This is a genomic window from Streptococcus sp. ELY_137, assembly GCF_058314515.1.
Genome location: NZ_JBZFUL010000008.1, coordinates 40,528 through 62,395, shown reverse-complemented (window position 1 = coordinate 62,395; position 21,868 = coordinate 40,528). Strand labels below are relative to the sequence as shown.

The 21,868-nt window shown below is 42.2% G+C and carries 22 protein-coding genes and 1 tRNA gene; 3 read left to right on the top strand and 20 right to left on the bottom strand.

The genetic code is table 11. The annotated features are described in order from the left end of the window. Positions 1-66: 66 nt before the first annotated feature. The 16 genes from trxA to AC4HAO_RS07130 all read right to left on the bottom strand — a co-directional run bounded on the left by trxA (position 67) and on the right by AC4HAO_RS07130 (position 15,191). Positions 67-381 carry a thioredoxin gene (gene trxA / locus AC4HAO_RS07205; protein WP_447452722.1) on the bottom strand — a complete coding sequence of 105 codons (315 nt, stop codon included), beginning with the start codon at positions 379-381 and terminating at the stop codon, positions 67-69. A gap of 78 nt (positions 382-459) precedes the next feature. Beyond that, entirely contained in the window at positions 460-663 is a 204-nt protein-coding gene (gene copZ / locus AC4HAO_RS07200) for a copper chaperone CopZ (protein ID WP_491094049.1), read from the bottom strand. A 385-nt stretch (positions 664-1,048) separates the two neighbouring features. Further along, on the bottom strand, positions 1,049-1,942 hold the full coding sequence (locus AC4HAO_RS07195; RefSeq protein WP_491134988.1) for a cation diffusion facilitator family transporter: 894 nt from the start codon (positions 1,940-1,942) through the stop codon (positions 1,049-1,051). A 17-nt stretch (positions 1,943-1,959) separates the two neighbouring features. Then, positions 1,960-4,197 carry a heavy metal translocating P-type ATPase gene (locus AC4HAO_RS07190; protein ID WP_491134987.1) on the bottom strand — a complete coding sequence of 746 codons (2,238 nt, stop codon included), beginning with the start codon at positions 4,195-4,197 and terminating at the stop codon, positions 1,960-1,962. 21 nt (positions 4,198-4,218) lie between these two features. Further along, the gene (locus tag AC4HAO_RS07185; RefSeq protein WP_491134986.1) at positions 4,219-4,641 is read right to left on the bottom strand and encodes a CopY/TcrY family copper transport repressor; all 423 of its coding nucleotides are present in this window, start codon (positions 4,639-4,641) and stop codon (positions 4,219-4,221) included. Between the two features lie 866 nt (positions 4,642-5,507). Beyond that, the gene (gene rbfA, locus AC4HAO_RS07180; protein WP_491094052.1) at positions 5,508-5,861 is read right to left on the bottom strand and encodes a 30S ribosome-binding factor RbfA; all 354 of its coding nucleotides are present in this window, start codon (positions 5,859-5,861) and stop codon (positions 5,508-5,510) included. Positions 5,862-5,893: 32 nt separating this feature from the next. Next, complete coding sequence (infB, locus tag AC4HAO_RS07175) at positions 5,894-8,644, bottom strand: translation initiation factor IF-2 (RefSeq protein WP_491134985.1); 2,751 nt, start codon at positions 8,642-8,644, stop codon at positions 5,894-5,896. A gap of 18 nt (positions 8,645-8,662) precedes the next feature. Then, complete coding sequence (locus tag AC4HAO_RS07170) at positions 8,663-8,965, bottom strand: YlxQ-related RNA-binding protein (protein ID WP_491094054.1); 303 nt, start codon at positions 8,963-8,965, stop codon at positions 8,663-8,665. Next, on the bottom strand, positions 8,958-9,254 hold the full coding sequence (gene rnpM / locus AC4HAO_RS07165; protein ID WP_447452729.1) for an RNase P modulator RnpM: 297 nt from the start codon (positions 9,252-9,254) through the stop codon (positions 8,958-8,960). Before rnpM ends, AC4HAO_RS07170 begins: the two co-directional genes overlap by 8 nt. A 44-nt stretch (positions 9,255-9,298) precedes the next feature. After that, on the bottom strand, positions 9,299-10,534 hold the full coding sequence (gene nusA, locus AC4HAO_RS07160; RefSeq protein ID WP_491134984.1) for a transcription termination factor NusA: 1,236 nt from the start codon (positions 10,532-10,534) through the stop codon (positions 9,299-9,301). Between the two features lie 89 nt (positions 10,535-10,623). Further along, positions 10,624-11,100 carry a ribosome maturation factor RimP gene (rimP, locus tag AC4HAO_RS07155; protein WP_491094068.1) on the bottom strand — a complete coding sequence of 159 codons (477 nt, stop codon included), beginning with the start codon at positions 11,098-11,100 and terminating at the stop codon, positions 10,624-10,626. A gap of 688 nt (positions 11,101-11,788) precedes the next feature. Beyond that, a tRNA-Ser gene (locus AC4HAO_RS07150) sits at positions 11,789-11,875 on the bottom strand. Positions 11,876-11,917: 42 nt separating this feature from the next. Next, on the bottom strand, positions 11,918-12,553 hold the full coding sequence (trmB, locus tag AC4HAO_RS07145; RefSeq protein WP_491094056.1) for a tRNA (guanosine(46)-N7)-methyltransferase TrmB: 636 nt from the start codon (positions 12,551-12,553) through the stop codon (positions 11,918-11,920). A gap of 1 nt (position 12,554) precedes the next feature. Further along, positions 12,555-13,346 (bottom strand): cell cycle regulator CcrZ, encoded by a 792-nt coding sequence (ccrZ, locus tag AC4HAO_RS07140; protein ID WP_491094057.1) that lies wholly within the window; start codon positions 13,344-13,346, stop codon positions 12,555-12,557. Positions 13,347-13,411: 65 nt separating this feature from the next. Continuing rightward, a complete protein-coding gene (locus AC4HAO_RS07135; RefSeq protein WP_491094058.1) occupies positions 13,412-14,464 on the bottom strand; it encodes an ABC transporter permease in 1,053 nt (350 codons plus the stop codon). Between the two features lies 1 nt (position 14,465). Next, positions 14,466-15,191, bottom strand: a complete 726-nt coding sequence (locus AC4HAO_RS07130; RefSeq protein WP_447452734.1) for an ABC transporter ATP-binding protein — start codon at positions 15,189-15,191, stop codon at positions 14,466-14,468. Positions 15,192-15,352: 161 nt separating this feature from the next. On the opposite strand from AC4HAO_RS07130, the gene AC4HAO_RS07125 reads away from it, so the two are divergent. After that, positions 15,353-15,772 (top strand): HIT family protein, encoded by a 420-nt coding sequence (locus AC4HAO_RS07125; RefSeq protein ID WP_491134983.1) that lies wholly within the window; start codon positions 15,353-15,355, stop codon positions 15,770-15,772. After that, the gene (locus tag AC4HAO_RS07120) at positions 15,769-16,065 is read left to right on the top strand and encodes a hypothetical protein (protein ID WP_491094060.1); all 297 of its coding nucleotides are present in this window, start codon (positions 15,769-15,771) and stop codon (positions 16,063-16,065) included. Before AC4HAO_RS07125 ends, AC4HAO_RS07120 begins: the two co-directional genes overlap by 4 nt. A 406-nt stretch (positions 16,066-16,471) precedes the next feature. Here the strand turns inward: AC4HAO_RS07120 and lytR are convergent, their stop codons facing one another. From lytR to AC4HAO_RS07100, 4 genes are all read right to left on the bottom strand, one after another. After that, positions 16,472-17,701, bottom strand: coding sequence for a glycopolymer--peptidoglycan transferase LytR (gene lytR / locus AC4HAO_RS07115; RefSeq protein ID WP_491134982.1), 1,230 nt, complete (start codon positions 17,699-17,701; stop codon positions 16,472-16,474). A gap of 11 nt (positions 17,702-17,712) precedes the next feature. After that, a complete protein-coding gene (locus AC4HAO_RS07110) occupies positions 17,713-18,225 on the bottom strand; it encodes a GNAT family N-acetyltransferase (RefSeq protein ID WP_491134981.1) in 513 nt (170 codons plus the stop codon). Beyond that, positions 18,218-18,658, bottom strand: a complete 441-nt coding sequence (gene tsaE, locus AC4HAO_RS07105) for a tRNA (adenosine(37)-N6)-threonylcarbamoyltransferase complex ATPase subunit type 1 TsaE (protein ID WP_491094063.1) — start codon at positions 18,656-18,658, stop codon at positions 18,218-18,220. The genes AC4HAO_RS07110 and tsaE overlap by 8 nt, the downstream gene beginning before the upstream one ends. A 103-nt stretch (positions 18,659-18,761) precedes the next feature. Beyond that, the gene (locus tag AC4HAO_RS07100; RefSeq protein ID WP_491134980.1) at positions 18,762-20,183 is read right to left on the bottom strand and encodes an NCS2 family permease; all 1,422 of its coding nucleotides are present in this window, start codon (positions 20,181-20,183) and stop codon (positions 18,762-18,764) included. A 252-nt stretch (positions 20,184-20,435) separates the two neighbouring features. On the opposite strand from AC4HAO_RS07100, the gene AC4HAO_RS07095 reads away from it, so the two are divergent. Then, positions 20,436-21,248: a Cof-type HAD-IIB family hydrolase gene (locus AC4HAO_RS07095; protein WP_491094065.1), complete on the top strand. Its 813-nt coding sequence runs from the start codon at positions 20,436-20,438 to the stop codon at positions 21,246-21,248. The last annotated feature ends 620 nt before the right edge of the window (positions 21,249-21,868 follow it).

Sequence of the window (21,868 nt, the reverse complement as noted above, 5' to 3'; positions counted from 1 at the left end):
CTAGGTATAACTGGCAGTTATACACTCAGCAAAAACAGCGTGCCCGTAAGGTCCGCTGTTTTATAGTTATCCTACTTCAGCTAGAATTTGCTTGATTTGGTCTTTGGTATGAACACCTGCTACTTGTTTAACCACTTGACCATCTTTTTTGAAGAGAAGGGTAGGAATCGACATGATACCAAATTTACGAGCTGTTTCTGGATTTTCATCAACATCCATTTTAAGGACGCGCAATTCGTCTTCATCATACTCTTCAGACATTTGTTCCAAGATTGGTGATTGCATGCGACAAGGGCCGCACCATGTTGCCCAAAAATCTACAAGGACAAGGCCTTGGGCTGTTTCTTCTTCAAAGGTTTTATCAGTTACGACTTCTGCCATAATAAGATCTCCATTTCTTTTGATTATAGTGCCATTCTATCGGAAAAAGATGGCTTTGCCAAATATTTGCTACGAGAATTAAATTTCACTGCCTAATTGATAATTTGTTCCTTTCAAAGCATTTTTCAGTGACCATTTCCAAGCTTTGCCTTCAATGGTGACCTGATTTTTTTCAAGATTAACAGTAGCTGACTCGACGCCTTTAACTGCTGACAGTTTGTCAGTGACTGTTTTAGCGCAGCCATCACATTTCATTCCTGATACTTGATACGTTTTTGACATGATAAACTCCTTTATATATAAGATATGGCAGAGGGGTGATAGCTAAGCGCTCCGTACTTGATAGCAAATACCAATCACTAGGGTGGCTTGGCTACCTCTCCCTCTAATTGCGTTTGGTTAATCAATTTCACTAACCAAACGCAAGCTCATTAAACCGTTAAGCACTCCAAAAAACAGAGGACCTAACGATGAATCACTAAAAATTTTAAGAAAATTATACTCCCTACTCCATCATTATTCCTGTAAGAGCTCAAACTGTGGTCGTTTTTTCTCTTTGCACAGCTTGTAAAAATTCAATGGTGAAGTTTTGAGACTTTAAGCTATTTGAGGGAATAGGGAACGAGGATGCTATGGCTATAGTCATTTTTTGATTTTTTACCTATAATTATTCAATCTCATCAGGTGGACAATGATGGTCATGTTCAAAGCTACTATCATCACATTCGATAGCCGATTGTACGACCTGATAATTTTCCAGAAGGTGATGGATCTTATCCTTGACTAATTTTTCATCCTGCCGATCCGATAAGATAATATGAATCATGGCGACATGCTGCCTACCATCTATGGACCAGATGTTAAATTGGGGGACGGCTTTAACTTCCTCTAAGTCCGCAATAGCCTGACGTATTGTCAACATATCTATATCTCTTGGGGATGCTTCAAGAAAAATCCCTATATTTTTAACAAAGCGCGGGATGGCCTTGCTGAGAATGAAGAGAGAGATAGCCAGTGATAACAGCGGATCGAGAATATACCAATCGGTAAAATGGAGCAGGATAGAAACAAGGATTACTGCAAACCACCCCAAGGTATCCTCTAAAAAGTGCAGACTTAAAATTCTCTCATGTTCACTCTTTCCCCGACTGAGCAGATTTTGAGCCGACAGATTCACCGCAATAGCGATGATGCCCAGCCAAAGCATACCCTGAGCATTGACAATTTGGGGGTGGAAAAGCTTGGGAATATTTTCTACAAGGACAGCAATAGACCCAGCAATCAAGATCGTTGCCGTGATCATAGCTCCTAAAAGGCTAAATCGATCGTAGCCCAGAGTGTAACGATCATCAGACCTTTTAGTTGCAATCTTCTCAAATAACCAAGATAAGCCGATAGCTAGGGCATCACCAGTATCATGAACAGCATCTGCTAAGATAGCACTGGAGTTAAAGAGGGTCCCAAAAACGAACTCCGCAGTCGCAAAGCCGAAATTTAGAAGAAAAGAGCCTAAAATAGCTTTTTCAGATTGATGATGTCTGCTTTGGTGATTGTACCCCATTGCTGTTCCCCCACGTATTATACTCTTCGATACTTTAAGCGAAGGCTATTGAGAACTACTGAAACCGAGCTAAAGCTCATGGCAAGACCTGCTAGCATAGGATTCAGAAGTGGTCCCCCAAATAAGTATAACACACCCATGGCTACGGGAATAGCTAAAATATTATAGATAAAAGCCCAAAAAAGATTTTCCTTAATGGCTTTAATAGTAGCCTGACTGACCGTCATAGCCTTAGCAACGTCCATTAAATCAGGCTTCATTAGCACGACATCAGCTGATTCAATAGCGATATCGGTACCAGCGCCCATAGCTAAGCCAACATCGGCTGTTGCTAAAGCTGGCGCATCATTGATCCCATCACCGACCATGGCGACTTTTTTGCCCTGAGCTTGTAAATCACTGATCGTTTGGGCTTTTTGATCAGGAAGCACTTGACTAATCACGTGGTCGAGTCCAGCCTTTTGAGCGATAGCTTGCGCCGTTTGTTCATTATCTCCTGTTAGCATAACAAGGCCAAAGCCACGTTCTTTCAGCTGGCTCAAAGCTTCCTGACTGTCTGGCTTAAGCTGATCAGCCACTCCTAATAACCCCATTAACTGTCCTTGACTGGCAGCGTAGATTGGAGTCTGTCCTTGCTGTGTCAACAAATCAAAATCAGAGCGAGCTGGGGTGAGATCAATAGAGGCCTGCTCCATCAGATTTTTATTACCAACTAGCCACTCTTGCCCATTGATTTGGCCTTTAAGTCCAAAACCAGCTAGGTTCTCAAACTGCTCTACATCTAATAACTGAAGCTGATCTTCTTTAGCCTTAGCAACAATTGCTGAACTGATAGGGTGGCTAGAATTGACCTCTAGACTTGCTAAGACAGTCAGCAACGATGCTTGATTGACATCACTTGCATAGCTGTAAAGCGATAGCAACTCTGGTTTTCCTTGGGTCAATGTTCCTGTCTTGTCAAAAACAATGGTATCAACTTGGTGTGCCAATTCAAGACTATCACCAGATTTGAAAAGGATTCCGTGTTCAGCTGCCAGACCTGTCCCAACCATAATTGCGGTTGGTGTGGCCAACCCTAGGGCACAAGGACAGGCTATCACTAAAACACTGACAGCCACAGTCAGGGCGAAGGTAAAGGACTCTCCGCCGATAAAGAACCAGACTAGCCCTGTTACAAGGGCAATCCCCATAACAATCGGTACGAAGATACCTGAAACCTGATCGGCAATTTTAGCAATCGGTGCCTTGGTTTCTTGCGCCTCCTCTACTAACTGAATAATCTGTGAAAGCAGAGTATCTTTACCCAATTTTTCAGCCTGAACGGTTAAAGCTCCCTGACTATTAATAGACCCACCATAAACTTGATCACCGACAGTTTTTTCAACAGGGATAGATTCTCCCGTCAGCATAGACTCATCAATTGAGGATTGACCAGTCACTATTTGACCGTCGACTGGAATTTTTTCACCCGGTTTAACTAAAACGCGATCACCAATTACCAGCTCCTCAATAGGCAGCAGTATTTCCTGATTATCTCGGATCACCAAGGCTTCTTTAGCCGAAAGGTGCATGAGTTTTTTAATGGCTTCAGAGGTACGACCCTTAGAAAGAGTTTCAAAAAACTTTCCGAGAGTAATCAGAGTCAAAATAACCGCAACAGACTCGAAGTAGAGCTGATGGATGTGGTGATGATGTCCCAAAATCACATGGTAGGTGCTGTAAAGACTGTAAAGAAAGGCTGCGCTGGTTGCTACTGCAACTAGGCTATCCATATTAGGATGGGCCTTGCTCAAAGATTTAAATCCTGATCTGTAAAAGTGCCAGCCCAATACCATAACTGGTACTGTTAATAGAAGCTGACTCAGAACAAAAACCAGCGGATGAGAGTGATGGTCTAAAATCTGTGGCAGGGGCAGTCCCACCATACTTCCCATTGATATATATAAGAGAGGAAGGGTAAAAATTGCAGACCAAATCAAGCGGACTTTCATACCGGCAAGGCGCTTTAGCTCTCGCTCTTCTTGGCTGGCATCTTTCTTTTCATCAAAAACATGAGCACTGTAACCTGAATCTGCAACCGCTTTTGCTATCCGATCAGCATCTAGTTGTTGCTGATCGTAGGTCACTGCCATCTTTTCAGTAGTTAGATTAACAGCGCAACTTTCTATACCTTTTAATTTTTTGACAGCTCCTTCGATAGTAGCGGCGCAGGCTGCACAGACCATTCCATCGACAACATAGGTTTCTTTAACCATAAAAATACCTCCTTACTCATTTTAGGCTGCGCCAGTTTCATGACAGCGACACTGGCCAGGTGTGCAGTCGCAGGTTACCTCGGTAACGACCTGTTTAGCGGATAAGATATCCTGCAGCGTCTTGATATCTTGCGCCGTCATAGATGTTTCTCCTAACAATTTCCCCAGAAGGTCTGCATGCTTGGTGACACAAATCTTATCTAACTCTCCTTTTATACTTGCTAGATTTGCATCGTCTTCTGATACTTCTGTCCAATAAAGATAGCTGCGTCCCTCGCGACGACTAAGTAAAATGCCTTTATCAGCTAAACGGCCGATCAAAGTCTTGATAGTGGACTCTGACCAATCCTTCTTACTAGCCAAAACAGCAATGATCTGTTTACTGGTGACCTGCCCTTTTGTCCAGACAACTCGCAGGACTTCCCATTCTGCATTTGAAATCATATCAGCCTCCTTCAAAATATTTTCATTTACGTTTGTAGATATATTATATCCTGTTTGTTTACGTTTGTAAACTATTTTGTTTAAAAAAGAAAAATTCAGCAACAATCTATCGATGGCACGCCAACATTCCAGAGAAAATAGGAAAGCAAGAACACATGGTAGCAATGCTATCACCTATAAAATAGGAATAGGATAAAAATCACAATTTCCCAGAAACCAACTTCCCTCCTCTTTCTATTTTGGGACTCGGGTCAAATCATCCGCTGGATAAGAGAAGGGCTAGGAAAAAAACAGCCAGTTTTCATACTTTAATCCTCCCTTTAATGCATAGCGGTTGGCTGATTTCCCTTTTGCTACAATATCAGAGACTAACATAAGAACTCAGCCTAGAAGTCTATTTCTCTGAACCTCTTGCCAACGTAGGATAAATGAAAATGCCAATGGTTTAAATTGTCCTGAAGATAAAGGATTTCCGCTCGAGCTAAGTTACTCAAACGCTAGATTTGAAGCAACTAATAAAATTTTCAAAGATATCAGGCGTCAAGACTGGGAAATTTCTTTCATTTGATCATCTACATGATAAGATACACATACATCATTAACAATTTAGTCTGGTAAAACAACCTTTTGCTCTTATCTCTTCTAAACCGAGTGCTTAAAAATTAAAAGCCGGGATAGTTTTTCCACCGATTTGATGCTTTAAACCGCAAAAACTCCCTTCATAGATGCGGATACTAGTGAAATTTTTGTTTTTTCACTGTCCACTACGAGGGGAGTCTATCATTTTTTATGCGTAATTTTGTGGATTACATGCTTTTGTGGCTGAGGCCAGGCCATCGTGGAAAATTATCCCAAAACTTTTTTGCTTAACCTTTTTTCTCCAGATCGCGCAGCATCTGATCGATCTTATTCCCATAAGCGATAGATTCATCCTTGATAAAGGTTAGATCTGGGATTTTATACATTTGGAGGTTCTTACCAAGTTCCCTCTTAATGGTTCCCTTGGCTTTTTCCAGACCAGTTTGGGCCTTTTGATTATCCGAAGCTAGATCACTCATAATGGTGTAGTAGACCTTGGCCATAGATAAATCTCCTAGCATTTGGACATCGGTGATGGTTACACCAGAGACACGAGGATCCCGTACTTTCTTTTGCAGAATTTCATTGACCTCACGTTTGATTTCCATACCTACCCGATCGGTACGAAATGAATTAGCCATGTGCCCACTCCTTTCTCTAAATGATTGGAGGCTTAGCGCTCAATTTCTTCCATGATATAGGCTTCAATGGTATCATCAACTTTGATATCATTATATCCTTCAATCATGAGGCCACCTTCTTGGGCATTGCCAACTTCTTTGACATCGTCCTTAAAGTGACGAAGACTGGCTAATTTGCCATCGTAAATAACGACACCATCACGAATCACACGAACACTGGACTCGCGGGTGACTTTACCGCTCGTCACCATAAAGCCACCAATGGTACCAACCTTAGAGACTTTAAAGGTTTCACGAATGATCGCTTCTCCCATAATTCTTTCTTCATATTCAGGATCCAGCATGCCTTTCATGGCATCTTCAATTTCTTCAATTACCTTGTAGATGATGCTGTGGAGACGGATTTCAACTTCATCACTTTCTGCCTGCATACGCGCCTGCGGTGTTGGACGCACATTAAATCCGATAACGACGGCATCAGACGCCTCTGCCAATGTAATATCCGACTCGTTGATAGCACCGACAGCCGAATGGACAATCGTTACCTTAGCTCCCTCAACTTCAATCTTTTGCAGTGACGAGGCGAGGGCTTCAACAGATCCTTGAACATCTGCTTTGATGATCACATTAACAGATTTAACTTCACTGTCTTTAAGAGTATCAAAGAGATTTTCCAGACTAACGCGATGATTAACTTGACGTTGCTTAAGCAGGGCACGCTTGGCACGCTCTTCTCCAGCTGCACGGGCAGCTTTTTCATCTGCATAGACGGCGAAATGATCACCAGCCATCGGCGCTTCGTTAAGACCAGTGATAGAAACTGGTGTAGAAGGCAGGGCAGACTTGACACGGCGGCCTAAGTCATTAGCCATAGCGCGAACTCGACCGAACGTATTACCAACAACGATCGGATCTTGCACATGTAGCGTTCCTTGCTGAACCAGAAGGGTGGCAACAGCACCTTTTCCTTTATCCAAACGCGCTTCGATCACCGTACCGATAGCGCGAACTGTCGGATCAGCCTTCAGCTCTTGAATTTCAGCAACGAGGAGTACTGTTTCCAAAAGTTCATCAATATTTTTATTGAATTTCGCTGAAATTTCAACAAATTCAGAATCACCACCCCAAGCCGTAGAAATGACACCATGCTCAGCTAATTCCCCAATAACGCGCTCAGGATTAGCACCTGGCTTATCAATCTTGTTAATGGCAACGATAATTGGTACTCCAGCAGCCTTGGAATGGTTGATGGCTTCGATGGTCTGCGGCATGACACCATCATCAGCTGCCACAATCAAAATAGTAATATCAGTAACAGAAGCACCGCGTGCCCGCATACTAGTAAAGGCAGCATGTCCCGGTGTATCCAAGAAGGTAATCTTCTTGCCACCAGCTTCGATCTGGTAAGCACCGATATGCTGGGTGATCCCACCAGCTTCGCCTGTAGCAACACGTGAATTACGCAGGGTATCAAGCAAGGTTGTTTTACCATGGTCAACGTGTCCCATAATAGTCACAACAGGAGCCCGTTCGACCATCTGATCTTCATTGAGGTAATCTTCTTCAACAAAGAAACGCTCAATATCTGCATCATCCACTTCAATCTTTTTCTTCGGATCGATGCCATAATCAACCATCAGTAGCTCGATAGTATCACCATCCAAAGATTGATTTTGAGTAGCCATCACGCCCATCATGAAGAGCTTCTTGACAATTTCAGCTGGTTCACGCTTAATACGTTTAGCGATGTCTGCAACAGTCATCCCTTCTGTATACTCAAGTTCCTTAGGCAATTCGTGGAATTTCCGCTCTGTTACTGGCTTAGGAGCCGTATTGTTATTGCGGTTATTCTTACCTTTTTTATTTTTCTTATTAGTGTTCCAGTTGCTGTTTCGTTGATTTCTCACTTGGTTTTGATTATTCCACTTTTTATTTTTATTTGACTTTGGTCCGTCTTCATTCTCGCTAGCAAAATCGCGCGATTTATCAGGCCGATTTCCCTTCTTACGGCGGTTATCCTTGGCAGGAGCCGGCTTAGTCACAGCAGCAGGGGCTGGACTAGCCTGAATGGGAGGAGCTACGATTGCAGAAGCTTCCTCTTTGGCCTGTCTCCTTTGACGAGCCTGCTCTTGTTGTTGAGCCACTCGCTGCTTATTTTCCTGTTCCTGACGGAAACGATTCTCGCTTTCTCGCGAGTACTCTGCATTTTGCTCAGCTTTTAAGGCAGCAGCTCTAGCTTTGAAGTCGATACGCGGCCCTTGATTTTGCTGCTTACGATTATTATCGCGACGATTGTTATTTTCGCGATTTCCCTGACGATTGTCACGGCGGCGTTCATTGTCTTGACCATCACGGCGATTGTTTTTGTTGCGGCCGTTTTGTTTGTTTTGGCGGCGCTCTGCCTCTGCTTTTGCTCTAGCTTCACGCTCAGCCTTGAAATTACGGATTTTAGGCTTGGCAGCAGGTTTGGAAGCGCTCTTGTCCTGAGCTGTTTTAGTAGCAAGTCTTTGAGCTTCTGGTGCGGTCGTCGCTTGCGCTGACTTCTCTGCAGCGGTTTCTTTGTCATCAGCTTTTGCTGCAGCTGGTTGAGTTGAAGCAGCTTGCTGGGCTACACTTTTGGGAGCCGATGAGGTAAAACTGCTGGTCAAGCGTTGGGCATCCGCCTCTTCTAAGCTTGAGGAATGGCTCTTAACATCCAAACCCAAGCTTTTGGCTTTTTCAACAACCTCTTTACTTGGTTTGCCAAGTTCCTTGGCAATTTCGTATAATCTTTTCTTAGACAAATCTTGTCCTCCTATTCTTTAATCCATAAGAGTCCTCATTTTCTTTGCAAATCCAGCGTCTGTGATGGCCAAAACCTTACGAGAACGGCCGATAGCAACGCTTAATTCCAGTGCCGAAAACACTGTGGAGAATTCTATATCGTAGTAGTGACATTTATCAGTTATTTTTTTCTCAAGATTGGGGGCAGCGTCATTAGCTAGAAAAACTAGTCTAGTCTGGTGCTTCTGCAACGCTTTGATAACTAGTTCCTCACCTGAGATAATACAGCCAGCCCGTTGAGCTATCCCAACTAAGTTCGTTAATTTTTCTAGCTTATTCAAGGCCCAACTCTCTTCTTTTGACTTTGTGATCTACATAAGCAATCAATTCATCGTAGAATTCCTCAGAAACGGCCATAGAAAAACTGTGGTTAAAGACTCGCTTCTTCTTAGCTAACTGGGCTTCCTCATTGTCCAGTTTAATATAGGCTCCACGGCCGTTTTGTTTGCCTGTCGGGTCGATAAAAACTTTTCCTTCCTTATTTTTAACAATACGAAGGAGATCCCGCTTATCGATAACTTCCCCTGAAACAACTGATTTTCGCAAAGGTATTTTTCTTGTTTTTGGCATAAAACACCTTCCTTTACTTTTTAATCTGTATCCTTTAGCTATCCCTATTCCAGCTCTTCGGCCGATAGATCTTCTTCGATCACTTCAACTGGAGCAGCAGTTTCAGCTGATAGATCTTCTGCCGAACTTTCACCATCCGAAAGTAGAGAATCTGCATCAAGATCATAAAGTTCTTCTGTTTGTTCACTTTCACCTTCCATTGCTTCGTACTCACTGGCTGACTTGATATCAATACGGTAACCAGTTAGGTGGGCAGCCAAGCGGACATTTTGTCCACGACGTCCGATTGCTAGTGACAGTTTGTTATCAGGAACCACAACAGTGGCATGCTTGCTGTTTTCATCATCGAAGATCACATAATCCACCTCAGCAGGGGCGATAGCATTATAGATAAATTCTGCTGGATCTTCCTCCCACTGAATCACATCAATGTTTTCTTCCACTGGAATTTCGAGTCCTGTCTTAGTATCCACACGAACTGGGTGAAATTTACTAATAACCTTTTTGATATTAGCACCACCGCGACCTACGATGGTACCGATAGCATCAACATTGGAATTGTGACTGCGGACAGCAACCTTGGTACGGTCACCTGCTTCGCGAGAGACACTCATGATTTCGACAGTACCGTCGAAAACCTCGGGAATTTCTTGTTCCATGATGCGTTTGATGAATTGGGGATGGCTGCGACTTACAAAAACGTTAACACCGCGCGGGTTATTCTCAACCTTGTAAACGTAAACCTCAATGCGGTCGTGAGATTTGAAAGTTTCACCCGGAATTTGGTCCTGATGAGATAATTGGGCTTCAATCGAACCAAGATTGACATAGATGAAACGCTGGTCAAAACGTTCAACCGTACCTGTCATAATTTCACCTTCGTGCTCTTTATACTCACTGTAAGTGATCTCACGCATTTGACGGCGCATTTTCTCCATGATGGTTTGCTTAGCTGACTGGGCAGCTACACGTCCAAATTCCTTTACAGATTCTTCAAAGCGAATTTTATCGCCTAGTTCATAAGCAGAGCTAATCTTTAAAGCTTCGGCAAGACTGATTTCCAAGCGGCTGTCAAAGACTTCTTCAACGACTTCGCGGACACTGTAGACTTGGAAATCACCAGTTTTTTCATTATACTCTACTTCACAGCTCTCAGACTGACCATAGCGACGTTTATAGGCTGATTTCAATGACTCTGTGACGGCGTCGATAATATCTTTTTTATCAATATGTTTTTCTTCTTCCAGAATACGGAAGGCTTCTAGCATTTCTTTGCTCATAACAATAGTTGCTCGCTGTTTTAGCCGAGCTCTTATCCTTTCTAGTTGTATAATTTAACGCGTTTATAGTTGGTTCAACACTTTTAAGCCTAAAGCCTAACAGCCATCCTAGCCTTGGCCACTGTCTGATAAGGAATCTCGACTGTCTTTTGCCTAGTCTTATCCATATAAGTTATCGTCAGAGTTTCACCGTCAAAAGCAATTAAATCCCCTTCAAAAATTTTTACTTTATCAATAGCTTTGTAAAGACTGACATTGATATAAGAACCAATAGCACTCTTGAGACTGTCAGCGGTCTTAAGAGGGCGCTCTAAGCCAGGGCTGGAGATCTCTAGCATATACTGGTTGGGAAAGGGATCTGGTTTGATCGTATCCAGCAGGGGACTGATAATATCGGTCAAGGCAGCCGTGTCATCTACAGTGATTCCTTCAGGCTTATCTACCAAGATAGATAGAACATAATCAGAACCCATCTTTTCATAGACCACATCAACCAGTTCAAAAGGCTCAGGAATAACTGGTTTAACCAAGTCACTCACGGTATCTACAATAGTTTGATTGGCGATAGTAACTTCCTCTTCTTTCTAGTTTTCAAAGGAAAACAAAATCAATACATAAGAGGCGAAGTCATAACTCCGCCTCCTTCTTTTCGTATTCTTGAGCATAGTATAGCATGTTAACCCCTTGATTGCAAGGATAATATGCACTTTAGGCCCATATTTAACCAATTTTTTCAAATCTCACAGCAAAACCTGCTTCTGCAGCAGGATTAATCTGATAATATCTAGATTTCTCATCTATTATCTCAGGGGCCCGTAGAATGCCGATAGCGCAACGGCTCTATATCTGGCTGCTCAATCTTAAACAGAAAGGATATCACTTTCTCTTACTGGGTATTCAAACGCAGACTAACTTCTCTAAAATTACTATTCTTAGAGCTTTTGGAAGCTCTGCATTAACATCTCCATTTTGACTGTATCCGCTGGCTCCTTGCCTCTTGTTATCTAAAGTCAGCCCAAAAGCTCAACATTTAGGTGGGGCGCCTTGCTTTCAAACAAACGGCATTAGACCCCTTAAAATTCCAATCGCTTTTTATTTTTAGAACTGTAGCAACACGAAGTTTGGATAGCCACTCTTATTAACCAAACGGAGTTAGCAAGAGGGGAAATCTAATTCTAATTCACTCTAGTGATTGACCCTTGTTATCAAGTGCTCCGCACTTAGATAACAAGCCACTGGCGTACCCTAAAAACAAGGAGAAGAGGGGATTCGAACCCCCGAGCCCCGTTAAGGACTACACGCTTTCCAAGCGTGCGCACTCGGCCACTATGCGACTTCTCCATTATAAATGTCACACAAGTGACATTATAACATAAAAACTTTTTAAAACCTAGCCTCAACTCGATAGATAGTCTGACCTTTTTGAGAAAATTTTTCTTCATATTCAGTCATTATATTTCCCTCAAAATTGCTGGCATGCAAATCCAGCCAAACCTTTTGCAAGGTCATGCCATACTGCGAAAAGCTAGCGAGACTATACTCAAATAATCCACGATTATCTGTTTTAAAATGAATCTCGCCATGCGGTGGTAAAATCTGCTTGTAGGAATCCAAAAAATTCTTATAGGTTAGACGGCGCTTTTCATGCTTTTTCTTGGGCCAAGGATCAGAAAAATTGAGGTAAAGGAGGTCAATTTCTTCCTCATCAAAATAATTAGTTAAGCTGGAGCCATCGACTCGTAGTAAGCGGATATTGTCCGCCCTGCTCTCTAATACCTTGTCCAAGGCATGGCTGAGAACTGATACTTGAATATCAATTCCAATGTAGTTAATATCAGGGTGAGCAGCCGCCATGCCTGCAATAAAAGCTCCCTTGCCTGAGCCTACCTCAATGTGGATGGGATTAGCATTGCCAAAAATTTTATGCCAGTTTCCCTTGGCATCCTGAGGCCTTAAAACAACAATCTGAGGATTATTAGCGAGATGCTCCTCGGCACCCTTACGTCTTCTTACTCGCATTTTACTTTTTACCAACTATCTCGCGAAACTTACGCAAATCGTAAATTTCTTGATTAACATGCTCCATATCATTTTCATCATAACACTTGAGCACTTGGGTCAAATAGGACAGCTGTCCGAACCAGGCTACTTTTTTCATGACGAGGTCATTATTTTTATAGCCATAGTAGCTGAGCCATTCACTCCAGTGGGTATAAGGAATATAGTGGCTGAGCATGTAAGCAACATCGTACATACGGTCAGTCAGGCGCACAGAATCCCAGTCGACAAGATAGATTAAACCACTGGTCGTAATGACCCAATTGCTGTGGCGTAAATCACCATGGACAATTGTTGCTTTTTCAGGGTCAAACTCAGGCAAATCATCCTTGAGTTCTTGAGCAATAGACTGGAGAAAAGAATTCGCTCGCAGCTGCTCAGGTACATTGTTTTCCCAATCAATGACTAAATCTCTCGGCGTCTCAATTTTATAGTTAAGCTGGGAAAGCTGATTAACCAAGGTTCTTGACCGGTGCATACGCAAAAGAATCTGGATGATTTGTTTACTGCCCATGTCTTGCTTATTAAGAATGCGACCATTCAGCCATTCTTGTGCACTCATAACATCACCATTCGACATCCGCTTAGCCCATAGAAGCTGGGGGGCAATTTGTTCCTTAGCCAGAGCAGCCAAGATTGGTGTTGTATTCATTTTGACGAAGACGCGGTCGCCATTGGGATAAGTCCCAACATAGGCCTTGCCGCTTTTACCGCGCAAGGGTTTTAAAGTTAAATCTGAATCTGTAGTTGTCACAATAGCTCCCTTTCTATTAATGCTTATTTCGATGCCTTAATTGTCTTCTTATTTTACTTGTTTTATCAAGCCTCGTCAATCATCCTCTTCAATTTATAAGGCAAGTAAAGTTCTACCAAGAAGAGGGTCAGCCCGCACAAGAGCACTAACCCTTGCCAAGAAAAAGCAAAAGTTAGAAAAACAAGTACTTCTATCAAAGAAATGACATAAAGGATTCCTCTCAAAACTTGCTTGAAATTACGCTTTTGCAACCCAGCTTCTAAGGGAAATAACTGAGTAAGATACTGATAGTCATAGTGGTTGGCGAGGGCCAATAATTGAAAGAGTAACAGATAATTGAAAAGAAGTGACAGAACAACCCCTATCAGTCCTGTTCGGATAAATCCTATACTAAGAAGGCTGAGAGCCAGCAAACGTAGACTAAGTCCTAAGTAATCACCGCTGCGTAGGTAAGCTCTCAGGTAGAGATTGGACCAGAGACTGCTGTGCTTTCGGGGTAGCCGAGCCAGCAGCCCATCTAGATAAGCACGGCGTTTTGTTCGACTGGAAATTCCCTTGACTCTAGTAAAAAGAGAGTAAAACTTAAGGATGGACTGGCGACGTCCCTGCTCCTGCTGGATGGCTTCGGTCCAATTGAGGCGATTTTGATTGACTAATTTCCGGCTTTTGAAAGCTAGAACGATTGCCTTGATCAGCAGCATGAGAATCAAGAAAATGCTAAAGCTTAGTTTAGAAAGACCTAAAGCTAGAAAAAGAGGAGCTAGGAGTACTAAAAACAGTGTCTGCACGCTCCCCCAAAGTATAAAGGAGCGTAGCCTAGCCTGCCTGATATGACCAACTATTTGTTTCTCCTTAGGTAGGTAAAAAATCTGGTCAGCTGGCTCTAGATAGGTCGCTATTCTTCCTGACCACAGCAGCAATACACTGGATACGCCTAATCCTACCAGAATAGGCCAGTGATTTTTAGGGAAGTGCTGCAGGAGGTTACTGTATTGGACCAAAAGAAAGCCCAAAAGAACAAACAATACGATAACAAAATGATCATTGAAGACATAACGTAGGTACTTGATGCATTGTTGGTTAAAGTCAAAGCGACGTTTGGCAAATATATCCTTCATCCTAAACCTCTTTTGTCAATGTCATGTAGATATCATTGAGACTAGCACCATCTTGACCAAAATTCTTCCGCAAATCTGCCAAAGTCCCCTGTGCACGAATCTGTCCTTGATGAAGAATAACGAAGGAGTCACACATTTTCTCAGCGGAGTCTAGGACATGAGTAGACATTAAGATGGCTGTCCCCCTAGCCTTTTCTTCTGCTAACAAATCAGTTAAATCATTGATAGCCACAGGGTCCAACCCAAGAAAGGGTTCATCAACAATCAGTAGACGCGGTTTAACAATAAGCGCACAGATAATCATAACCTTCTGCTTCATTCCTTTAGAAAAGTTCACTGGAAACCAATCTAACTTATCAGTGAGACGAAAGAGGTCCAAAAGCTTCTCAGCTCTTTCCATCGCTTGGTCAGTCGGAATATCATAAGCCATAGCAACCGTTTCCAAATGTTCCTTTAGGGTCAGTTCCTCATACAGACTGGGAGTCTCAGGGATAAAGCCAATTTTTCGACGGTAGGCTGCCTGATCCTGATTCAGGCTCAAGCCATCAATCGTGACGCTACCTTGATAAGGGGTTAAAAGGCCGATAATTTCTTTAATAGTTGTTGATTTCCCAGCACCATTGAGGCCGATCAGACCAATCAATTGACCATCCGGTACATCAAAAGAAATTTCCTTAAGGACAGGCAGATTGAAGTAACCGCCGGTCATCTTCTCTATTTTCAGCATAATGTTCTCTCTAATTTTTGATATAATCATTATAACAAAAACATCATTTGATGAACAAATTGGAGACTAAAGGGCTGCAAAATGGTTCTGCCACCTTAATGCAATCTTTTCTTTTGCTGCAGCTGCCTAGTTTACGTACTTATAGATTGAGAGGATTTAAAATGGACAAGTGTATTTTTTGCCAAATTATTGCGGGAGAAATCCCATCATCAAAGATTTATGAAGATGATAAGGTTCTGGCCTTTCTGGACATTTCGCAGACGACCAAGGGACACACCTTGATTATTCCAAAAAAGCATGTTCGAAATATGCTTGATATGTCTGAGCAGGTGGCAACGGATTTATTTAAACGCTTGCCAAAATTGGCACGCGCTGTTAAAACTGCTACAGGAGCTAAGGGGCTGAATATTCTCAATAATAATGAGGAAATCGCCGGTCAGAGTGTCTTTCACGCTCATGTTCATATTATCCCTCGTTACAGCAACCAAGATGAAATTGGTATTACCTTTACTGAACATGAACCTGATTTTGAAGCACTAGGGCAGCTGGCTCAAGCGATTGCAAGTGAGGTGACTAAATGAGACTGAAAACCTTTTTACTTTCGGGCCTAGCTGGCTACGGTGCTTATCAAGCCTACTATCATCGCTATACCATTAAAAGAACTCTCATAGAAACTGCTCAAATCTGGGAAAAAGCTCAGACCGATGTCACCAATATCAAAGATAATTTACAAATTATTCAGCAAGAGCTGAAACAGATTAAAAACTATAAGACAGATCTGACTTACCAGTTCAATATTTTTGAGCAGGAGGCCGAGGGACGTCTGCATGAGATCCAGCAACGGATGAATAAATGGCAAGGCAATAATGATTAAAGAGCTTTTATTAGTCCTAAATATATTTGCCGAATAGCTTGAACAAGGTCTTATAAACGGCTTCTAAACTGCTTTCCCCTGCCACTTTACTCAGTCTTGAGCTGCTTGCTTATCCATCAATCATAAGCTCTAAAAAAGCAATTCTTATCCTATCTCAAAAGGCCAACTCTGCATCACTGTCGAGCTGGCCTTTTTATTTATACCAAAATCAAATGAGACAAGGTGGTGAAGTTAAAGTGGTTAAAAGGTTATCTAGGGAAAGCTCATTTTGTCGCTGCTTTGAAGTCATAAAAACAGCGAAGCATCCCATTTACTAATAGCAACCATCATTGGCTTCTTTAGTCCCTCACTAGATTGGATTGATCATGAAATTTCTGCTCACGTCGTAACTGGCCGCAGGTTACCATTAATAGCTAGGGATACTATTGCTACCATAGTTACCATTGGAGCCTGCTTCACCAGAATTACTATAAGCACCCACATCATTGCCATATCCGCCTACTGCGCCGCCCGTATCACCGCCGCTAGAACCAGCTCCTGGGGCATAGCCACCGTCACTATAGCTGCTACCACTACCACTACCATAATCGCTATAACCACTGTCAGAGCTAGCGTCTGAAGAAAAGCTGCCATCACCATAGATGTCTTCATAGAGAACTGCATTCGTTTTTAAATTAGAAGCTGTTCCTTTTTTCAATCCTAATTCCTTTTTAATGCGATTTTGAATCTTAAGAATACCATCAGCATCCGCCAACTGGTAAGAACCACCGTCAATCATAGCATCTGTCCCTTTAAGCTGGTAGGTTTTGACATTGCTAATAGCGTCTTTGTAGCCTAGAAGGTTGGTTAGGTTGTTGGAGGATAAGTCAATGTCTGTCTGCATATTTTTACTAACAGCTTTGAGGATTCTTTGATAATTACTAACGCTGCTACCCATATTGAGCAATTTGGCAACAACCTTTTGGATAACTTCCCGCTGGCGCTTTTGACGGCCATAATCGCCTTCTGGATCATCATAACGCATCCGAGCATAAACCAGAGCCTGCTGACCATTAATATGGTGGGTTCCTGGTTCAACAGTTGCTGTGTACTCAGGTTCATTTTCAGCAATAGAGATGGGAAAATCAAAATTATTAGTAACTTTAATACCACCAACGGCATCAACCAAATCAACCAACCCCTGCATATTGACCTGCATATAATAGTCAATATTAATATCAAGGAGATCCCCAATGACCGATAAGGATTTCTTGGTACCACCACTAGCATAAGCTGCATTTAATTTAGCCTGATTTTCAGAATCTGAGTCTCCAGACATGTTAACTAAAACATCGCGCTCCAAACTAGTCATGGTGGTCTTCTTTGTTTTAGGATTAACGGTGACCAGAATCATAGTATCACTGTTACCTTCCCATGTTTCCTTACGCTGAGAATCACCGGTATCCACCCCCATGAGCAAAATCGAGAAAGGCTCAGTCTGCTCGATGGCATTGCTGGATGCTCCGTACTGCTTAAAGGTCTTGGCTAATTGATTATTAGAAAAGCTAAGGGCACTCCCGCCATAAGCAAGACCTGCAACAACTGTTGTCACGATAATGGCAGACAACATTAAAAAAATTTTTCTTCCTAGTTTCATATCTATCCTTACTATAGTGCTCTACTCATAGAGTAGATATCAAGATACTGATTATCTCTACTTAGCACAGCAGCCTTCTGTCTGCTGACAATCTCAAAACCAAACTTTCGGTAAAGATGAAGAGCAGGCTTATTTCTAACCTGAACAGTCAATTCTAACTGTTCCAATAATTGAGTTTCCTGCGCCCAATCTAAGACTAACTCCAGCAGGGTCTGACCTAGACCATAGCCGCGATAATCTTTAGCAACAGCTAGGAATATATCACCTGACCAACCACCTGTTGCCATCTGAAAGCTGACCAAATTCAAGAGGCCAAGGACCTGGCTTCCTGACTTGGCAAGCAGGCAAATATCACGCTCACTTTTAGACTGCTTCAATAAGAATTCTGCCATTTGTTCTGGTGCCAGACTAGGCCTATCCTTAATAATCAAGTCAGTCTCCGCTGTAAGCTCATTTAAAAATTGACTCACATAAACAGCTTCCTGAGCTCTGGCCTCTTCAAAAACAATCTCTTGGCTAGTCATTAAGCTTCTCCACTAAGTCGCGGGAACGCTGTCCAGTCCCCCTAAGAGAGACCTGACGACCATCATTAGTTAGAGCAATGACTATTTCTAAATAGTCAGCCGGTAGGCTACCGGCTAGAAGCTCTCCCCATTCAATAACAGTTACTCCATTACCAAAGAGAAAATCATCTAAGTCAATAGAATCCGGATCATCCCCAATGCGATAAACATCCAGATGGTAGAGCGGAAGTCTCCCTTCATACTCGCGCACAATCGTGTAGGTCGGACTTTTAATCATTTGATCAATATCTAATGCTTTAGCAATTCCCTTAGTCAGCGTGGTCTTACCGGCTCCGAGTTCCCCCTTCAGCACAAGAATATCTTGTGCCTGTAGAGCTTGTCCGATTTTAATTCCAATAGCTATTAGCTCATCTTCACTATGACTATAAAACATAAAGCCATTATATCAAAAAAGCAGTTTCCGTCCAATTTTTTCTGCCCATCTGGTCTTTTGTTCTGCAAAAAAGACTGCCGCAACAGCCTTTTTGCAAGAGAAACTAAAGAATTGCTAAGCTTATGAAGTTCAGTATAAAGAGAAGATCCAAAATCCAGAGAATGGCATGAACATCCTTGGCTTCTCCCTTGATAATTTTTACCAGAGTGTAGGTGATAAAACCAGCAGCAATGCCATAAGTAATACTATAAGCAAATCCCATAAAAATGGACGTAAAGAAGGCAGGTACAGCTTCTGAGAGATCATCCCATTGGACATTTTTCAGATTAGATAGCATCATGATCCCAACAATAATCAAAATCGGAGCGGTAGCCTGTGTTGGTACAATAGATACCAAAGGACTAAAGATACTAGAAACGGCAAAGAGAATCGCCACAACCAAGGCAGTCAGGCCTGTTCGTCCACCTGCACCAATGCCTGCTGCTGATTCAACGTAAGTCGTTACGTTGGAGGTTCCAGCGATTGCACCAACTGATGTCCCTACCAAATCTGAAAATAAAGCACGATCTAGCCCTGCTGACTCCTTGTTTTCACCGGTAGTTGCTACAATCCCAACCTTTTCACCTGTACCAATTAAAGTACCGATTGTATCAAAAATATCAGTCAGAGAAAAGGCTAAAATTGCCATGAGGACACCTGGAACCTGCGAAGGAGTGGCAAAAAGAGAACCCAGTCCCTGACTGCCAAGAGCTACTCCAAAGATACTTTTCAAGTCGTGAAAGGAGGCGGTTAGACTTGTTGCCTGCCAATCAATCGCCCCAAGTTTAACGACCCCTAGGAGAATTCCGACAAGGGTGGTTAAGGCAATGGAAATAATGACTCCACCACGAATTCCTTTAACGATGAGGATAATTGTGATAGCTAAACCAATGAGCGCAAGAAGAACAGCCGGATTATTAAAAGGCACTAAGCCTGGTGTTGCTGAAGCATCTGCAGTAATAGAGGCGGCGGCTTTGCCAGCTCCTTTACCTGACACTGTATAGGTGTGAGGATCAATGGCAAAGTGAAGAAAGCCGGCATTTTTGATACCAACATAGGCTAAAAAGATACCAATACCAGCTGAAATAGCTGATTTAAGGGTTGCTGGAATAAATTCAATAATCATCTTACGAACCTTGGTGACCGTGATGATCAGCGAAATAACTCCACAAAGGAAGACCATAGCTAAAGCTTCCTGCCAACTGTAGCCCAATGAGAAGACAACTGTATAGGTAAAGAAAGCATTAAGTCCCATACCAGGTGCTTGAGCATAAGGCAGATTGGCATAAAAGGCCATCATGAGTGTTCCTGCAACTGCTCCAATAATCGTTGCTAGGAAAACACCCTGCTGGGGCATTCCTGTTTGGCTTAGCATGGCTGGATTGACAAATAAAATATAGGACATGGCAAAGAAGGTAGTTAGCCCTGCCATGATCTCTGTGCGGAGGTCTGTTCCGCGTTCCTGCAGTTTAAAAAATTTTTCCATTTTATGGAAGCATTCCTTTCTTATACTTCATCATCCTTAATTTTAAAGAACAATAATTTGATTATACCCTATAATCGTTCGGAAAACAACTCTATTTATCCAAAAACAGCCGAAACAAGCTAAATTTAGTTCACTTTCTAGTGCTAAAAATTAAAATCAATCGCTTTTATATTTTATCTTTCATTACCTATCGATCCCCCCATATAGCTCCTCTTGTTAGATTCCTTATTTTTTTCTGTTATAATAGGAAATATGACTCAGAAAATTATTGCATTGGACTTAGATGGTACCTTGTTGCGCAGCGACAATACTATCTCGAAGTATACCTTAGATACATTAAAAAAGATTAAAGCACTGGGACACCAGATTATTATTGTGACAGGACGTCCCTACCGCATGGCACAAGAGGCCTATCGGCAACTCGAACTCACAGGACCTATGATCAATTTCAATGGTGCACTGACCCACATTCCTGAAAAGAAATGGTCAGGCGAGTTGAATATGAGGATAGACAAGGACTACTTATTTGAAGCCCTTGCTAATTATGACGCCTTTGAGACAGACTTCTTAGCCAGTGAATACCGCAAAAACTTCTATATTACAATGGAGAATCGTCAATTGATCCCGCCAGAAATTTTCGGTGTTCCTAAGATTACTGACCAAATGGCCTTAATTCCTGAAAAAATTACACGGGATCCTAATGCTTTGCTTATGCAGACTCATGCTGAGGACAAATACCTGCTGGCAGATCAAATTCAGCAGCACTTTAAAAACGAAGTAGAGGTTGACTCTTGGGGAGGACCGCTCAATATCTTAGAATTTTCACCTAAAGGAGTAAACAAGGCCTTTGCCCTAAAGCACTTGCTGGAACGGTTGCGCAAAGATAAACAGGATCTTATCGCTTTTGGTGACGAACACAATGATACAGAAATGCTGGCTTTTGCTGGTACAGGATATGCTATGAAAAACGCCAGTGATACCCTCTTGCCTTTTGCAAATTTTATAACAAAATACAGCAACGATGAAGACGGGGTTGCTAGACAGCTGGCGGAAATATTCCTTTAACACTCAAAAACGATCATAATAATATAGGTAGAACCAGTCACCTTTAAATAAGAAGCTGACTGGTTTTTATGTGTTTGCAATCGGCTTAAAATTACACACCTTTTGCAAACAGATACATCGCTTCCTTTAAGACTTTGTCACTGTAAAAGCTACCTACCAGTCTGATCCTCATTTTCAACTTTGGGGCTGAGACAAAAATCCTGCCTCCATAAATTATTTGAGATATGACAGTTTGACGCAGTAATTGATTGAACGTCCTTATCTTGGGGCATAGTTCCATTTTCAGATAACCTCTTAAACAGTTCACTGGACTGTTTGAGAAAACCAAGATCAACTATGCAAAGGTGGGATTGAAATACTCCGGTGGAGTTTGGCTGTCTGGAGATATACTGCCAAATCCTGCCGCCTAAAAACAGGAAAGTGGCAGAGGCCTGGGCCTTAAAATAAGAGAGCGAGGAAAATCAAAATCGCAATTTCATCATGATTTACCGATTGAGTCCCACTCTCAAACAAGATTGATAATCTAGAATGGACGCACAAGCAGCAGATAGGGTCAAAAAGATAGTTTTTTTCCTAGACGCAAGCGTCTTCGTCAAACCTCCTATTTTTGCTTTATCTGC

Bases quoted from the DNA above. Each gene is read 5' to 3' on its own strand.
- trmB (WP_491094056.1), bottom strand. From the start codon at position 12,553: ATGCGAGTAAGAAGACGTAAGGGTGCCGAGGAGCATCTCGCTAATAAT.
- AC4HAO_RS07095 (WP_491094065.1), top strand. From the start codon at position 20,436: ATGACTCAGAAAATTATTGCATTGGACTTAGATGGTACCTTGTTGCGC.
- trxA (WP_447452722.1), bottom strand. From the start codon at position 381: ATGGCAGAAGTCGTAACTGATAAAACCTTTGAAGAAGAAACAGCCCAA.
- AC4HAO_RS07130 (WP_447452734.1), bottom strand. From the start codon at position 15,191: ATGCTGAAAATAGAGAAGATGACCGGCGGTTACTTCAATCTGCCTGTC.
- lytR (WP_491134982.1), bottom strand. From the start codon at position 17,701: ATGAAACTAGGAAGAAAAATTTTTTTAATGTTGTCTGCCATTATCGTG.
- rnpM (WP_447452729.1), bottom strand. From the start codon at position 9,254: ATGCCAAAAACAAGAAAAATACCTTTGCGAAAATCAGTTGTTTCAGGG.
- copZ (WP_491094049.1), bottom strand. From the start codon at position 663: ATGTCAAAAACGTATCAAGTATCAGGAATGAAATGTGATGGCTGCGCT.
- AC4HAO_RS07190 (WP_491134987.1), bottom strand. From the start codon at position 4,197: ATGGTTAAAGAAACCTATGTTGTCGATGGAATGGTCTGTGCAGCCTGC.
- AC4HAO_RS07100 (WP_491134980.1), bottom strand. From the start codon at position 20,183: ATGGAAAAATTTTTTAAACTGCAGGAACGCGGAACAGACCTCCGCACA.
- AC4HAO_RS07120 (WP_491094060.1), top strand. From the start codon at position 15,769: ATGAGACTGAAAACCTTTTTACTTTCGGGCCTAGCTGGCTACGGTGCT.
- rbfA (WP_491094052.1), bottom strand. From the start codon at position 5,861: ATGGCTAATTCATTTCGTACCGATCGGGTAGGTATGGAAATCAAACGT.
- AC4HAO_RS07195 (WP_491134988.1), bottom strand. From the start codon at position 1,942: ATGGGGTACAATCACCAAAGCAGACATCATCAATCTGAAAAAGCTATT.
- AC4HAO_RS07135 (WP_491094058.1), bottom strand. From the start codon at position 14,464: ATGAAGGATATATTTGCCAAACGTCGCTTTGACTTTAACCAACAATGC.
- nusA (WP_491134984.1), bottom strand. From the start codon at position 10,534: ATGAGCAAAGAAATGCTAGAAGCCTTCCGTATTCTGGAAGAAGAAAAA.
- tsaE (WP_491094063.1), bottom strand. From the start codon at position 18,658: ATGTTTTATAGTCATAGTGAAGATGAGCTAATAGCTATTGGAATTAAA.
- AC4HAO_RS07185 (WP_491134986.1), bottom strand. From the start codon at position 4,641: ATGATTTCAAATGCAGAATGGGAAGTCCTGCGAGTTGTCTGGACAAAA.
- AC4HAO_RS07110 (WP_491134981.1), bottom strand. From the start codon at position 18,225: ATGACTAGCCAAGAGATTGTTTTTGAAGAGGCCAGAGCTCAGGAAGCT.
- AC4HAO_RS07125 (WP_491134983.1), top strand. From the start codon at position 15,353: ATGGACAAGTGTATTTTTTGCCAAATTATTGCGGGAGAAATCCCATCA.